This is a genomic window from Streptomyces sp. NPDC047028, assembly GCF_040644095.1.
In the GTDB taxonomy this organism is placed as follows: Bacteria; Actinomycetota; Actinomycetes; order Streptomycetales; family Streptomycetaceae; genus Streptomyces.
Genome location: NZ_JBEYVS010000051.1, coordinates 1 through 14,497, shown reverse-complemented (window position 1 = coordinate 14,497; position 14,497 = coordinate 1). Strand labels below are relative to the sequence as shown.

Below are 14,497 nucleotides of genomic sequence, written 5' to 3'. Positions count from 1 at the left end.
AGTTTCGACGGCATGAACGCCGCACTGACCGCCGCTGCCGCCGGATTCGGCACCGGCCTCTCCCTGATCGTCGCCATCGGCGCCCAGAACGCCTTCGTCCTGCGGCAGGGGGTGCGCCGGGACGCAGTCCTGGCCGTCGTCGGCATCTGCGCCCTGTCCGACGCGGTGCTCATCGCGCTCGGGGTGGGCGGGGTCGGCGCCGTCGTGGTGGCCTGGCCCGGCGCGCTCAGGGCGGTCGCCCTGGCCGGTGGCGCCTTCCTGCTCTGCTACGGCGCCCTCGCCGCCCGCCGGGTCCTCAGGCCCGGCGCGGGACTGCGGGCCGCGGGCGAGGCGGCCGGTTCCCGCCGGCGGGCGGTGCTCACCTGCCTGGCGATGACCTGGCTCAACCCGCACGTCTACCTGGACACGGTGTTCCTGCTCGGCTCCCTCGCGGCCGGTCACGGCGGGCTGCGCTGGACCTTCGGGCTGGGGGCCGCCCTGGCCAGCCTGTGCTGGTTCGCCGGGCTCGGCTTCGGCGCCCGGCTGCTCGGCCGGTTCCTCGCCCGGCCCGGCGCCTGGCGGGTGCTGGACGGCCTGGTCGCCGTCACGATGCTGGTCCTCGGCGCGAGCCTGGTCGCCGGCGCCTGAGAATCGGGTTCGGCGTCCGGGCGCGTTGCTGCGATAGTGGGCCCGCATCGAAAGATGTATCGAGCAACCTCTGTCGAGCGAGCAGGACACGGTGGACACCAGCGAGAGCAGCACGGCCGAACCCGGCACCGACGACCCCGGTACGACGGCGGACCCGCCCCGGCGCGGCTGGCGCCGCTGGGCGATGGACACCCGCCCCCTGCGCATCCCCGCCTACCGGCGCCTGTGGTCGTCCACCATCGTGACGGCCGTCGGCAGCCAGCTCACCGCGGTCGCCGTGCCCAAGCAGATCTACGACATCACCCACTCCTCGGCCTGGGTCGGCTACGCGAGCCTCGCCGGTCTGCTGCCGATGGTCGTGTTCGCGCTGTGGGGCGGGGCCGTCGCCGACACGGTGGACCGCCGCAAGCTGCTGCTGGTCACCAACACCGGGATCGCCGTCACCTCGCTGCTGTTCTGGGCTCAGGCGGCGTCCGGCCTGGACTCGGTCGTCGTCCTGATGGCGCTGCTCGCGCTGCAGCAGGCGTTCTTCGGGCTCAACTCCCCGGCGCGCACCGCGTCCATCGCCCGGCTGGTCCCGGCCGAGGAACTGCCGGCGGCCAACGCGCTGGGCTCCACGGTGATGCAGACCGGCCTGGTGGCGGGTCCGCTGCTCGCCGGTGTGCTCATACCGGTCATCGGGCTGCCTGAGCTGTACCTGATCGACGCCCTCGCCCTGTGCGTCACCGTGTGGGCCGTCTTCCGGCTGCCCGCGCTGCCGCCGCTCGGCGCGTCCCGGTCCCGCCGGGCGGGCCTCAGGGAGGTCGCCGCCGGGTTCCGCTACATCTCCGGGCACAAGGTGCTGCTCCTGTCCTTCCTCGCCGACATCGTCGCCATGGTGTTCGGCATGCCGCGCGCCCTGTTCCCGCAGCTCGCCGCCCAGACGTTCGCGCCCTACGGCGAAGGGCTCGCGCTCGGTGTGCTGTTCGCCGGCATCCCCGTCGGGGCCGTGCTCGGCGGGCTGTTCTCCGGCGTGTTCTCCCGGGCCCGGCGGCACGGCTGGATGGTCATCGGGGCGGTGGTCGGGTGGGGCGTGGCCGTCGCCGGGTTCGGGCTGAGCCGCAACCTCTGGGTGGCCATGGCCTTCCTCGCCGCCGCGGGCGTCGCCGACATGGTGTCCATGGTGTTCCGCGGCGCGATCCTGCTGACCGCCGCGACCGACGAGATGCGCGGCCGGCTCCAGGGAGTGTTCACGGTGGTCGTCGCGGGAGGCCCGCGCCTGGCCGACGTCCTGCACGGCACCGCCGGCTCCGCGTTCGGCCCCCGGGCCGCCGTGGCGGGCGGGGGCGCCCTGGTCGTCGTGCTGATGCTGGTCCTGGCAGCCGCCGTCCCGGCGCTGCGCCGCTACCGGATCTGAAGCGCTCCCCGGCCCCCGGGCTCAGGGGCTCCGGGGGCCCTACGCGTAGCCCCGCCGGCGCAGGGCGTACTGGTCCATCAGCTTGCCGCGGGTCGTCTCCAGACGGTGGGCGAGGACCTCGGCGACGGTCCGCACCAGGGACAGGCCGAGCAGCGGGTCCTCCACGCTCAGCGCCAGTACCGACGGCCCGTCGAACTCGTAGGCCCGCACGTTGCTGAAGGCGAGCGCCCCGAAGTCCCACTCGTACGGCGGGAACAGCCACGACCAGCCGAGCATGTCGCCCGCGCCGAGGGTGGCCACCGTGACCTGCTGCCGGGACGTGACCTCCTGGTCCAGGGAGACCGCGCCGGAGCGGATCACCCAGAACCGGTCGGCGGTGCCCCCCGCCTCGAAGATCCGGGTGTCCTCCGGGAAGGAGACCTCCTTGGCCAGCTCCATGAGGCGCTCGCGCTGCGCCTGCGGCAGGGCGGTCAGCAGTTTGATCGCTTTGGTCATGGGGGCTCCTCACCGGCGAGGGTTCGAGGGGTTCTCCTCCATTTGAGCCGCTGCCGCCGCTCCGGGCACCTCGAAGGACCCGGCATTCCGTCCGGCCGGCGTCCCCGGGGCATGAAAAAGCCCTGGCCGGACGGGGGAGGCCGGCCAGGGCCGTGTGCAGTGGCGCAGAGGGGACGGTTCCGGTCGACCCCCTGACCACTTATGGATGAACGGTAAACCATCTGGCGTTCATTCGCGGCATCGGACCCCGCTCAGGTGACCTGTTTCACCCCCGCCCCGCCCTCCGCCCCGGCCGGCGGGGCGGGCGGCGGCGCGCCCGGGGCCGCGATCTCCTGGAGCGCGTCGAGCACCGCCTCGTACGCCGACGCCCGGACGGAGGCCTCCCGCGCCCCGTCCGGATCGGTCGCCGTCAGGCTCTGTGCCCGCTCGCGCCAGCTCCGCGCCTCCCCGGCCGCCCGGTCCCGGCCGCGCTGGATGCGCCGCAACAGCTCGTCCGCGTCCACGACATCGGTCATGCGCTCCGGGTACCCGGCCGCCGCCCCGTGATGACACGGCACCGAGGGTGTTTGACGGCGCCCACAGGGGTCAGCCGAACCAGTAGACCCGTATCACCCGGGGATCCCCCCCCGGGCGGAGCCAGGGAGGGAAGGGATGCGCGAGCCGCACAGGACCGACTCCGCCACCGCGACCAGGGACACCCGGCTCGTGCCGTGTCGGCCGGCCGACGCCCGCAGAACCGTCCGGCACGCGGTGGCCGAACGCTGCCGGGACGGCGCCGTCATCTGCCGTGGCCAGGCACTGGACGACGCCCTGCTGGTCACCTCCGAGCTCACCACCAACGCCATCCTGCACGGCGGCGGGATCACCGCATTCGACGTCGCCGTCGACAGCGGCGGGGTCCGCGTCTCGGTGAGCGACCGCAGCGACGACGTCCCGGTGGCCACCGCACGGCCGGACGAACCCGACCGGTGCGCGGCCGGCGGCCGGGGCTGGCCCATCGTCTGCCGGCTGGCGCGGGACGTCCGGGTGGCCGGCCTGCCCTGCGGCGGCAAGTGCATCACCGCCGTCGTGCCCCTGCACTGACGCCGGGGAAGTTCCGCAGGCGGCGTTTGCGGGCGGGTCCGCCGGGCAGACGGAATCTCGTGCTTCGGACCGGAGGCGCGCGCCCAGCGGGACGTATGGCTGAGGCGGGCCCGCCTCCCGGCGGGCCCGGCGGCCATCCCGCGGCGACCCCCCTGACACCACCGTTCGGGCGGGACCCGGAACCACGCCGTTCCGGCCGTACCCTGAAACCACGTTCAGGAGCGATTCCGCATGCTGACCGACATGTCGACAAGCCGTTCCGGCACGACAGACCGCACTGCCGCCGCCCCCGCGCGGCGGGCCCACGACGACGCCCCCGACACCGCCGCCCTGTTCACCCGGCTGGCCGCCCTGGAGGACGGCCCCGAACGGGACGAGGTGCGCGACGCACTCGTCGCCGCCTGGCTGCCCATGGCCCACCGCATCGCCGGCCGGTTCCGGGACCGCGGGGAGGCGGTCGAGGACCTGCGGCAGGTGGCGGCCCTCGGGCTGGTCAAGGCGGTCGACCGGTTCGACCCCTCGCGCGGGGCGTTCGAGAGCTACGCCGTGCCCACCATCACCGGCGAGGTGAAGCGGCACTTCAGGGACCGGATGTGGGCCCTGCGGGTGCCGCGCCGGGTGCAGGAGCTGCGCAACCGGGTCCGCTTGGCCCGCCGCGAACTCACCCAGAACCCCGGCAGCCGCGAGCCCACGGTCGCCGACATCGCCGCCCACACCGGCCTCACCGAGGACGAGGTGAGCGCGGGCATGGAGGCGCTGGAGAGCTTCAGCACGCTGTCGCTGGACGCCGAGCTGGCCGGCGGCGACGACGGCTACAGCCTGGCCGACACCCTGGGCGCGGCCGACTCCTCCTTCGACACCGTCGTCGACCGCGAGGCCGCCAAGGAGGGGCTGCGCCGCCTGCCCGAGCGTGAACAGGCCATCCTCTACATGCGTTTCTTCGAGGACATGACGCAGAGCCGGATCGCAGACCGCCTCGGCATCTCCCAGATGCACGTCTCCCGGCTCATCAGCCGCAGCTGCGCCCGGGTCCGCGACGAGGCGATGGGCCGGCACCCGGGCGGCCGGCCCATGGCCTGAAGGTGTCCGCCGCCCCCCTCGGGAGTCTCCCCGGCCCAGGTGCCCGCCGTCACTTCTCCGGCTGGTCCTGTGCCATCCCCAGGGGGCGGGCCAGGCCCGACACGGCCTCGTCCAGGCGCTGCAGATGCCGTAGCACCCGGTCGGTCACCCGGCCGTAGCGGGGTGTGCGCAGGGTACCCGGCTCCAGCATCGACGCGATGCTGGAGCCGGTCTGCATGCGGGCGGCGGACCCCGGGTCGGAGACGTGCGCGGCGATCGTCTCGATGTTGTGCACGATCCGGTCACCTGCACCGCGCAGCCGCGGATCCGCCGCCATCGACGGATGCGTGGGCAGCAGCTCCGCCGTGGCCGCCAGCGAACGGCCGTGGTACGCGCAGGTCTCCAACAGTGCCACGATGTACCGGGCGTTGTCCCGGCGCGAGCGCAGCGGGGTGATCGGATGGGTCAGCGGCTGGGTGGCGGCCCGCAGATCGGCCAGCGCCTGGTCCAGGGCGCGCGCCTTGTCCACCAGCTCACCCGGCGCGTCCCCGCTCAGCTGGTCGACCGCGGCCCGCGTCACGTCGGCCAGCCGGTCCAGGACCGCGACCAGGAGCTCGTCGGTACGGCGGTCCGTGCGCACCGGCAGCACCACCGCCGCCGCGATCACCCCGCAGGTCGCACCCAGGGCGGTCTCCTCCACCCGCAGCAGCAGCACCGAGGCGCTGTAGGAGTTCAGCAGCGTGTACAGCAGCCCCAGCATCGCCGTGACGAAGAACGACATCAGCGTGTAGGACAGCGGCGCGCTGTAGAACATCGCGAAGACGAACAGCAGCGCCAGCCCGAAGGCCGTCCACGTGTGGTGCCCGACCAGCCCCGCGAGCCCGATGCCGGCCACCACGCCGAGTACGGTGCCCAGCAGCCGGCGGTACCCCTTGACCAGGATCTCGCCGGTGGACGAGGTGTTGATGAAGACGATCCAGCAGGTCAGAACCGCCCAGTACCAGCGCTGCGTGGACAGCAGTTCGCCGCCCAGGATGGCCAGCGAGGACCCCACGGCCACCTGCACCGCGGCCCGCGTGGTGGGGCGCCGCAGCCCGGTCCGGTCGGCCTGCTCCCCTTCCTCGTCCTCGCTGCCCTCGATGGCCGCGTCCTCGGCGTCCAGCTCTTCGCGGGAGCGGGCCGTCGCCGGGGAGTCGTCGGACTCGTCCAGCGGCCCGTCCAGGGCCATCCGCAGCCCCAGCGAGGCGCGCGCCGCCTCGCCGAGCCCCCGGAACACGTCCTGCACGGCGGGGGAGGCGTGCGGCAGGTTCTCCTCCTCGCGGTAGCCGAGCAGCCGGTTGCGCACGTGCGCCAGCGCCGTCCCGGAGGCCTCGCCGACCGGGCGCTGCACCAGCAGGCGCAGCGCCGCCAGGTCCCGGCGCAGCACGGCACTCGCCTCGTCCCGCACCGGCAGCTCCCCGCCCGAGGGCAGCGGGGCGCCCGGCAGATGCAGGGTGAGCGTCTCGGTCCGCTCGGCGCTGCGCGCGGTGAGCAGCAGCAGTCCGAGCCGTTCGGCGGCGATCTCGGCGTCCGCGATCCGGCGCTGCAGCAGCCGGGCCACTCCCTCGTCGGACGTGCCGTCCGCCAGCCGGCCCTGGATCAGCAGCGCCGTGTCGTGCAGCCGGGCGGTGCCGGTGCGCAGGTCGGCGAGGACCTTGTCCACCTCGTCGGGCCCGGCGTCCAGCAGTTCGGCCTGCGTGCCGACCAACTGGCCCAGCCGGGCCCTGAAGGCCCGCCGCAGCCGGTCCAACACCCCGGCCGGGGTCTGCGGGAACAGCAGGAAACGGGCGGCGGCGCTGCTCGCGAACGCCACGATCAGCACGCCGTACAGGGCCGGCAGCATGTGCGGGGTGGCGCGCACGAACAACGAGACGAAGTAGACCTGGAAGCCGATCAGGCCGAGCGCCGTGCCGCGGTCGCCGAACCGCCGGCCGTAGACCGCGCAGAAGATGAGGACGACGAAGAACACGTCGCCCGCCACCACCCGCTGGTTCAGCACCGCGCCCAGCGACATCGACGCCAGCGCCGTCGGCAGCCCCAGCGCGAGGGTCACCGCCTGCCGCGAACGCTGCTTCTCCCGGATGGCGAACGTCGCCGCCATCGCCGAGATGGCGCCCGCGACCAGATGGGTCACCGGCGCCCCGAGCACGGCCAGCACGAGGAGCGTGACGGCGATGGCGGCCACGGTCCGCAGCCCCGCGGTCAGCCGCAGCAGCCCGGGGTCCGAGGCCGCGAGCCGGTCCCACACCCGTGCCCACCCCACCCGAACCGCTGCCCTCACGCCGTCGCGCCCACTTCCGTCCGGCCCATGATCGTGTCGCGACCCCAGCATGGCACGGCCCCCGGCGGTGCCGGCCGGTTCAGGGGCTCTCGACCGGCTTGCCCTCCACCCGCTCGCGGACCTGGTCCGGCGTCAGATAGGCGTCCGTGAACTCGAAGTCCTTCAGCCGGGCCGGCTTGCGGGCCTGGAAGCCGGTGCGCACGAAATCGTCGCCGGCGACCGCGTTCAGCATCCAGTTCGTCATCACCCGGGCCTTGGCGACATTGGTGCGCAGTGCCGACCAGTGGTAGCCGCGCGCCACCGCCTGCGCGGGCACGCCCCGCAGCTCCACCCCGAGCGGCTTCGACACCGCGTCCTTCCCGCCGAGGTCGACGACCAGCCCCAGGTCCTTGTGCTCGTACGGCTTCATCGGCTGCCCGCGCAGCGTCGCGATGACGTTGTCGGCGACCGCCCCGCCCTGCCGCATGGCGTGCTGGGCCGTCGGCGGGCACACCGCGCCCTCGTCGTCCTTGGCCCGGTCGGGCACGGCGGCGGCGTCGCCGAGCGCGAAGACACCGTCGTACCCCGGCAGGCACATGTCGGCGGTCACCGCGAGCCGGCCGCGGACGGTCTCCGCGCCCAGCGTGGCCATCAGCGGGCTGGCGACCACGCCGGCCGTCCAGATCAGCGTGTGGGTCGGCACCACCCGCCCGTCCGTGAAGGTGACCTCCTCCGCGCCCGCCTTGTCGATCGAGACGCCCAGCGACACGTCGATGCCGCGCCGCCTGAGGATCTCCTGCGCGCTGCGGCCCAGTTTGTCGCCCAGCTCCGGCATCAGCTTGGGCGCGATGTCGATGAGGTGCCACTTGATCAGGCCCGGGTCGATCCGCGGATAGCGCTGGACGGCCGCGTGCGTGAGCCGCTGCAGACAGGCCGCGGTCTCGGTGCCGGCGTACCCGCCGCCGACGACCACGAACTGCAGCCGCGCGGCCCGCTCCGCCGGATCGTCGCTGGCGTCGGCCAGGTCGAGCTGCGTGATGACGTGGTCGCGGATGTAGGCGGCCTCGGCGAGCGTCTTCATCCCGAAGGCGTTTTCCGTCAGCCCCGGGATGTCGAAGGTGCGGGTCACGCTGCCCGGCGCCAGCACGATGTAGTCGTACCGCTCGTTGACGATCTTGTCGGTGATCGTGCGGACCACGCAGACCTTCGACCGCAGGTCCACCCCGATCGCCCCGCCCGGCAGGATCCGGGTGCGGTACTTCCTGCTGCGGCGCAGCGACAGCGCGATCGACTGCGGCGTGAGCACGCCGGAGGCGACCTGGGGCAGCAGCGGGAGATAGAGCTGGTAGGAGAACGGCGTCACCAGCGTGATGTCGGCCTCGTCCGGGCCGAGCCTGCGCTCAAGACGGCGCACGCACCCCACTCCGGCGAAGCCTGCGCCCACCACCAGGATCCTGGGTCGTGTCACGGTGTTCATCCCTTTCTGCGGCTCCAGGCGGTCCGACTCGACGCCGTTCGCATGCCCCGGACCGCCGCTGCGCACCACAACCGATCCCACCGTGGCCCGAGCAGCCGCGCCAGTCGGCTGCGGCAGGCAGACGAACGCGTGGGCACCAGCATGCCCCTGCTTCCCGCCCAAGTAACCGGAAGTCGCACAGATACACGTCCGGCTCCTCTGTGGCCGGCCCGGGCCGTACAGTGCCGTCATGACGGACCCGCGGCCCGGTACGGGCTTCCAGAAGAGCGGCATCGACCCCGCGAACGTGGCCCGCCTCGTGGGCGCCCTCGACGCCCAGGACGCCAACGACGGCGTACGGCGGCTGCGCGCCTGGGCCGCCGAGGCGCTCGCCGTACGACCCGGGGAACGGGCGCTGGACATCGGCTGCGGAACCGGCACCCACACCCGCGCCCTGGCCGCCGCCGTCGGCCCGAAGGGGTCCGCGCTGGGCGTCGAACCCAACCCCGGGCTGCGCGCTGCCGCCGAGGAACGCGCCGCCGGGACCCCGGCGCGCTTCGTCGACGGCGACGCGCTGGACCTGCCGGTGCCGGACGCCTCGATGGACGTCGTCTGGTGCGAACGGGTCCTGCAGCACCTGACCGAACCCGGCCGGGCGGTCGAGGAGATGGCCCGGGTGCTGCGCCCGGGCGGCCGGGTGGCACTCCTCGACACCGACTGGGCGACCGCCATCCTGTACCCCGGCGACCCCGCCGTGATGGAGGCGCTGACCTCGGCCATCCTGTCCGGCGCGGCCAACCCCCGCTCCGGGCGGCGGCTGGTCGGACAGCTCGGCGAGGCCGGGTTCGTCGTGGACGACCGGGGCTCCCAGGCCCTCCTCCAGGACCACACGTCGGTCGCCTGGCCGCTGGTGCGGATGCTCGGCGAGACGGCCGTCCGCCAGGGGGCGCTCACCGAGGCGCAGCGCGACGCGGCCTACGCCGAGCTGACCGAGGCCGCCGCACGCCATGCCCTGCACATGTCCGTGACCATGTTCGGGGTCGTCGCCCACCGCCCGGTCTGACCGGGCCGGTCACCAGGGCAGGAAGACGTGGATGTCCTTGCCCCGGTCGGTGACGACGACGCTCACCTGGTCGCACAGCGTGTGCACCAGGTGCCAGCCGATGCCGCCGCCGCCCGTGCGGGGGTGGAAGGGCCGCGGCTCCGGCCGGGTCGTGCTGGTGTCGTGCATCGTGACGTGCACCCCGTCGAAGGTGCGGCGCATGTGCAGGTCGAACGGGCCGGGCGCGTACTGGACGGCGTTGGCGGCCAGTTCGGTGACGACCAGCAGGATGTCGTCCCAGTACTCGTGGGCGCCCGGCGGGGCGTCGATCGCCAGGTCGTCGAGGAATCCCTCCGCGGCGAGCCGCGCGCCCGTGACATTGCGCAGCTCACCCGCGAAGGAGAAGGTGCGCTCGTGCCTCTCCTCCGGGGGCGGTGTGTCGTTCCAACGCGGCTCCGTCGACATGTCGCATTCCCCGGCCCCGCCGGACCGGTCCCTCGTGGACCCCTTCCGACCAGGGCAGTCGTGGTCGCTGATCTCTTCAACGCTGCGGGTTCCCTCGCCCGGCCGGGTAAAGCGTCCGTCATGGGGCCGGTCTGTCGTGCGGACAGGTGGCTCCTTCCCCACGGATCACCGGAACACACTGTCCGGCTCGTCCCAGTCGGCCTGCTCCTCCGGTCCCGGCCGCCGGGCGGCGCGGGAACGGGCCTCGTACATCGCCTCGATCTCGGCCGCGTAGTGCCGCGCTATGGCCTCTCGGCGCAGCTTCAGCGACGGCGTCAGCAGTCCGTTGCCCGGGGCGAACGGTTCTTGCAGGACACGGTAGACCCTGATGGACTCCGCCCGGGACACCGCGCTGTTGGCGGAGGCCACGGCCCGCGCGATCTCCTCCCGCAGCGCGTTCTCCTCACGGGTCTCCCGGCCCGCCGAGTCGCCCGGCAGCGCCAGCGCGGCCCGCCAGTGCGCCAGGAAATCGGGGTCCAGGGTGATCAGGGCGCCCACGCACGGCCGGTCGTCGCCGACGACCACCGCCTGGTGGACGAGCGGATGCAGCCGCAGCCGCTGCTCCAGCGGGGCCGGGGCCACGCTCTTGCCGCCGCTGGTGACGATGACGTCCTTCTTGCGCCCGGTGATCGTCAGATAGCCCTCGGAGTCCAGCCGCCCGATGTCCCCGGTCCCCAGCCAGCCGCCGCGCAGCGCCGCCCGCGTCCGGGCCTCCTCCCTGATGTACCCCTGGAACACCGACGGCCCGCGCACCAGGATCTCCCCGTCGTCCGCCACCTGCACGTCCGTGCCCGGCAGCGGCCGGCCCACTGTTCCCGACTTCTCCCGGCCCAGCGGCTGCATGGTGATCCCGCCGGAGGTCTCCGTCAGCCCGTACCCGTCGTGGACGTACAGGCCGATGCCCTCGTAGAACAGGGACAGTTCACGGCTGAGCGAGGAGCCGCCCGAGGTGCCCCGCAGTACCCGGCCGCCGAGCGCCCCCCGCAGCTTGCGGTACACCGTCCGCTCGTACAGCGCGTGCTGCAGCCGCAGCTCCAGACCCGGGCCCGGACCGCTGCCGAGCCGCCGGCGCTCCTCCGCCCCGGCGAAGTCCCGCGCGGTCCGGGCGGCCCGCTCGAACAGGGCGCCGTGGCCCGCCTGCTGGGCCGTACGCAGGAAGTTCTTGTACAGCTTCTCGAACACCGACGGCACACCGTACAGATAGGTCGGCCGGAACGTCCGCAGCGCCGAGGCCAGTGCGGCCTCCGTCAGTTCGGGCTCGTGCGCCATCAGGACCCCGCCGCGCACACAGATCTGCTGGATCATGATGCCGTACACGTGGGAGAACGGCAGGAACGCCAGCACGGACGGCTGTTCGCCCGGCAGCGCCGTCGTGTGGCGCCAACCGGCCAGCAGCGTGTCGCAGGGGTACGCCAGGCCGCGGTGGCTGAGCGCACAGCCCAGCGGGTGGCCCGAGGTGCCGGACGTGTACGCGATCACCGCAGTCGAGTCCGGCAGCACGATCCGGCGCAGCGACTCCACCGTGGTCAGCGGCACCGGCAGGCCCCGCTCGACGAGCTGGTCCAGCGCGCCCGCGTCCAACTGCCACACATGCCGCAGCCGGGGCAGCCCCGCGCACGCGGTGCCGACGGTCATGACGCCCTGCTCGTCCTCCACCGCCACGGCCACGCAGCCGGCGTCCCGCAGGATCCACTCGACCTGCTCCCGCGACGACGTCGGATGGATCGGGACGACCTCCGCGCCGACGGTCCACAGGGCGTGGCTCAGCACCGTCCACTCGTAACGGGTGCGGGCCATCAGCGCCACGCGGTGGCCGGGGGAGACGCCGGAGGCGATCAACCCCTTGGCCACGTCGACGACTTCGTCCCGCAGCTCCACCGCCGTCACCTCCTCCCAGACGCCGGCGAAAGCGTCCGGCCGGCGCGCCAGCATCGGCAGGGCGGGGGTCCGCTCGGCGGCCTCGAAGAGAGCGTCGGCGAGCCCGCCGGTCAGCGGCGGGGCGGCCGTGGGAGCGAGGGCGACATCGCGCATGCGCTGCTCCTGGGGTGTGCGGAGGGTGACTCCGCCGATCACCTCTGCTGTCGGCGGTGCTCGAATGTAGCCCAGGCGGGCGAGTGCTGGTGCCAGGAACGGCGAAGTCGTGATCGGCTGATGATCTGGCCGTGTCCGGGGGACTCGGACCCCATGACCTATGTGAACCCCGATCCGGAGCCCGACCGCACGACAGGGCTGGAGCCCGGGGGAGGAGTCCCGCCCGGCGAGACCCCGCCCGCGGAGAGCAGCATGCCCGAGGCCGCGATCCGGCAGCCCGACAGCAACGCCCGGGGCTGGTCGAAGGCGCCGATGACGGTCATCATCCTGTGCCTCGTCGTGCTCGCGGCGTTCTTCCTGGCCTACGCGCTGGCCCTGATCTTCTGAGGGGCCTTCCCCGGGGTCCGCCTCACCCCTGGGTGTGGCGGACGCACTCGGTGACGACCTCGCGCAGACTGCCGGTGCGTTCCAGCAGCTCGCGCTGCTCGCGGGCGCCGTTGCCGTGCCGCAGCAGCGCGGCGACGGCCTCCTCGGCACGCCCCGCGTCGCCGCACTCCGTGAGCGCGTCCCCGGTGTGCTCCAGCAGCGCGCGCAGCACGTCCCCGGCCGGCCGCGGCCGCAGGGTGACGGGGTCGAGCAGGTCCTGTTCCAGGCCGGTGCGGGCTGCCTGCCACGCGGCCAGCCGCAGCAGGCTCACGCTGTGGTCGGGGGCCGGCCGGCCCGCGCGCCAGTCCCGTGCGGCGGTCTCCACCAGGCCGCGGGCCAGGGTGGCGACGAGGACGGCGGTCTCCGCACGCAGGCACACGTCCGCCACCCGGATCTCCACCGTCGGGTAGTGCGCCGACAGCCGGGCGTCGAAGTACGCCATGGCCTCGTCCAGGATGACGCCGCTGGCCACCATGTCCGACACCCTGCGGTGGTAGCGCTCGGGCGAGCCGAACAGCTCCGTCGGACCGGCCGACGGCCAGCGGTTCCAGACCCGGCTGCGGTAGCTGGCGTAACTGGTCTCCCGGCCCTGCCAGAACGGGGAGTTGGCGCTGATCGCCGCGAGCACCGGCAGCCACGGGCGGAGCCGGTCGAGGACCGCCACGCCCTCCTCGTCCGACTCCACGCACACATGCACATGACAGCCGCAGACGAGCTGGTCCCGGGCGCCGACCCCGTACCGCTCGGCCAGCCACTGGTAGCGGTCGTTCACCGTGAGGGAGGGGCTGACCGGCAGCGGCGAGGTGGCGAGCGCGGCCACCGCGCAGCCGATCTGCCCCGCGTGCCGCGCCGACTCCTTGCGCCAGCGCACGATCTCCGACCCGAGGTCCACCATGTCCGTCTGCGGATGCGTGGCGAACTCCAGCATTTGCCCGAACAGCTCCTTCTCGAACACGTCCTGTCCAGAACCACTGTGGGCGGCACGGGCGAGGACGGCGGCGGCCAGCGCCTTCGGATCACCGCTGCCGGGATCCACCAGGAGGAGCTCCTCCTCCACTCCGACGGTGCGCACGGGTGCCGCCCTCCTCCTCGTGCCTCCGCACGCCGTCTCGTGCCACGAGGGGCGGCCGGAGGTCTGTACGACCCCGACTGCCCCCCGGGCGCCGGTCGACACCTGCGCGGCTCAGCGCACCGGCGCCAGCCAGACCGTGGCGAGCGGCGGCAGCGTGAGCCGCAGCGACCCGTCCTCGGGCTTGAGCGCCCCCGGGGCGCCGACGGCGACACCGCCGCCGCCGTACCGGGCGTCGTCGGTGTTCAGCGCCTCCTGCCAGGCCGGGACCTCCTCCGGCACCCACACCCGGTAGTCGTGCCGGACGACGGGGGAGAAGTTCGACACCGCCAGCAGCGGCGTGCCCCCGGCGTCGTACCGCAGGAACGCGAAGACGTTGTCGTCCGCAGCGTCGCACAGCACCCACCGGAAGCCGCCCGGATCCGTGTCCCGCTGCCACAGCGCCGGCGTGTCCCGGTACACCGTGTTCAGGTCCCGTACGAGGTCGAGCACCCCCCGGTGGTCGCCCTGGGCGCAGTACTCCGGGTCCAGCAGCCACCACTCGGGGCCGTCCTGCTCCGACCACTCCCCGCCCTGCGCGAACTCCTGCCCCATGAACAGGAGCTGCTTGCCGGGATGCGCCCACATCCAGCCGAGGTAGGCGCGGTGGCCCGCCCGGCGCTGCCACCAGTCGCCGGGCATCTTCGAGACCAGGGCCTGCTTGCCGTGCACCACCTCGTCGTGCGAGATCGGCAGGACGTAGTTCTCGCTGTACGCGTACACCATCGAGAACGTCATCTCGTGGTGGTGGTACTTGCGGTGCACCGGCTCCTTCTGGACGTACTGCAGCGAGTCGTGCATCCAGCCCATGTTCCACTTCAGCCCGAAGCCGAGGCCGCCGCCGTCCGTCGGCCGGGTCACCCCGTCCCAGGCGGTGGACTCCTCGGCGATGGTCACCACTCCCGGGCAGCGCCGGTACACGGTGGCGTTCATCTCCTGGAGGAACGCCACCGCGTCCAGGTCCTCACGCC

General features: G+C 73.5%; 14 protein-coding genes. 6 read left to right on the top strand and 8 right to left on the bottom strand.

The genetic code is table 11. The annotated features are described in order from the left end of the window. Positions 1–12 precede the first annotated feature (12 nt). Both ABZ854_RS31975 and ABZ854_RS31970 read left to right on the top strand, forming a co-directional pair. Complete coding sequence (locus ABZ854_RS31975) at positions 13–627, top strand: LysE/ArgO family amino acid transporter (RefSeq protein ID WP_361217937.1); 615 nt, start codon at positions 13–15, stop codon at positions 625–627. Positions 628–718: 91 nt separating this feature from the next. Next, positions 719–2,023, top strand: a complete 1,305-nt coding sequence (locus tag ABZ854_RS31970) for an MFS transporter (RefSeq protein WP_361217934.1) — start codon at positions 719–721, stop codon at positions 2,021–2,023. A gap of 39 nt (positions 2,024–2,062) precedes the next feature. On the opposite strand, the gene ABZ854_RS31965 is transcribed toward ABZ854_RS31970, so the two are convergent. Both ABZ854_RS31965 and ABZ854_RS31960 read right to left on the bottom strand, forming a co-directional pair. After that, the gene (locus ABZ854_RS31965) at positions 2,063–2,518 is read right to left on the bottom strand and encodes a cyclic nucleotide-binding domain-containing protein (protein WP_361217931.1); all 456 of its coding nucleotides are present in this window, start codon (positions 2,516–2,518) and stop codon (positions 2,063–2,065) included. A gap of 251 nt (positions 2,519–2,769) precedes the next feature. After that, positions 2,770–3,033 carry a hypothetical protein gene (locus ABZ854_RS31960; RefSeq protein WP_361217928.1) on the bottom strand — a complete coding sequence of 88 codons (264 nt, stop codon included), beginning with the start codon at positions 3,031–3,033 and terminating at the stop codon, positions 2,770–2,772. A gap of 136 nt (positions 3,034–3,169) precedes the next feature. On the opposite strand from ABZ854_RS31960, the gene ABZ854_RS31955 reads away from it, so the two are divergent. Together ABZ854_RS31955 and ABZ854_RS31950 are read left to right on the top strand one after the other, a co-directional pair. After that, positions 3,170–3,601, top strand: coding sequence for an ATP-binding protein (locus tag ABZ854_RS31955; protein ID WP_361217925.1), 432 nt, complete (start codon positions 3,170–3,172; stop codon positions 3,599–3,601). A 231-nt stretch (positions 3,602–3,832) separates the two neighbouring features. Continuing rightward, positions 3,833–4,681: an RNA polymerase sigma factor SigF gene (locus ABZ854_RS31950; protein WP_361217922.1), complete on the top strand. Its 849-nt coding sequence runs from the start codon at positions 3,833–3,835 to the stop codon at positions 4,679–4,681. A 49-nt stretch (positions 4,682–4,730) separates the two neighbouring features. Here the strand turns inward: ABZ854_RS31950 and ABZ854_RS31945 are convergent, their stop codons facing one another. Beyond that, positions 4,731–6,980 carry an FUSC family protein gene (locus ABZ854_RS31945; RefSeq protein ID WP_361217919.1) on the bottom strand — a complete coding sequence of 750 codons (2,250 nt, stop codon included), beginning with the start codon at positions 6,978–6,980 and terminating at the stop codon, positions 4,731–4,733. Positions 6,981–7,059: 79 nt separating this feature from the next. After that, positions 7,060–8,436, bottom strand: a complete 1,377-nt coding sequence (locus ABZ854_RS31940) for an NAD(P)/FAD-dependent oxidoreductase (RefSeq protein WP_361217916.1) — start codon at positions 8,434–8,436, stop codon at positions 7,060–7,062. A 229-nt stretch (positions 8,437–8,665) separates the two neighbouring features. Here ABZ854_RS31940 and ABZ854_RS31935 point away from each other — a divergent pair, with 229 nt between their 5' ends. After that, positions 8,666–9,478, top strand: coding sequence for a methyltransferase domain-containing protein (locus tag ABZ854_RS31935; protein ID WP_361217913.1), 813 nt, complete (start codon positions 8,666–8,668; stop codon positions 9,476–9,478). 9 nt (positions 9,479–9,487) lie between these two features. On the opposite strand, the gene ABZ854_RS31930 is transcribed toward ABZ854_RS31935, so the two are convergent. Both ABZ854_RS31930 and ABZ854_RS31925 read right to left on the bottom strand, forming a co-directional pair. Then, positions 9,488–9,922 (bottom strand): ATP-binding protein, encoded by a 435-nt coding sequence (locus tag ABZ854_RS31930; RefSeq protein ID WP_361217910.1) that lies wholly within the window; start codon positions 9,920–9,922, stop codon positions 9,488–9,490. A gap of 165 nt (positions 9,923–10,087) precedes the next feature. After that, on the bottom strand, positions 10,088–11,992 hold the full coding sequence (locus tag ABZ854_RS31925) for an AMP-dependent synthetase/ligase (RefSeq protein WP_361217908.1): 1,905 nt from the start codon (positions 11,990–11,992) through the stop codon (positions 10,088–10,090). Between the two features lie 153 nt (positions 11,993–12,145). Between ABZ854_RS31925 and ABZ854_RS31920 the strand changes: the two genes are divergently transcribed. After that, positions 12,146–12,379, top strand: coding sequence for a DUF6480 family protein (locus tag ABZ854_RS31920; RefSeq protein WP_361217905.1), 234 nt, complete (start codon positions 12,146–12,148; stop codon positions 12,377–12,379). Positions 12,380–12,401: 22 nt separating this feature from the next. On the opposite strand, the gene ABZ854_RS31915 is transcribed toward ABZ854_RS31920, so the two are convergent. Beyond that, entirely contained in the window at positions 12,402–13,490 is a 1,089-nt protein-coding gene (locus ABZ854_RS31915; protein WP_361217902.1) for a glutamate--cysteine ligase, read from the bottom strand. Between the two features lie 111 nt (positions 13,491–13,601). Further along, a partial coding sequence (locus ABZ854_RS31910) for an alpha amylase C-terminal domain-containing protein (protein WP_361217899.1) occupies positions 13,602–14,497 on the bottom strand: 896 nt, incomplete at its 5' end.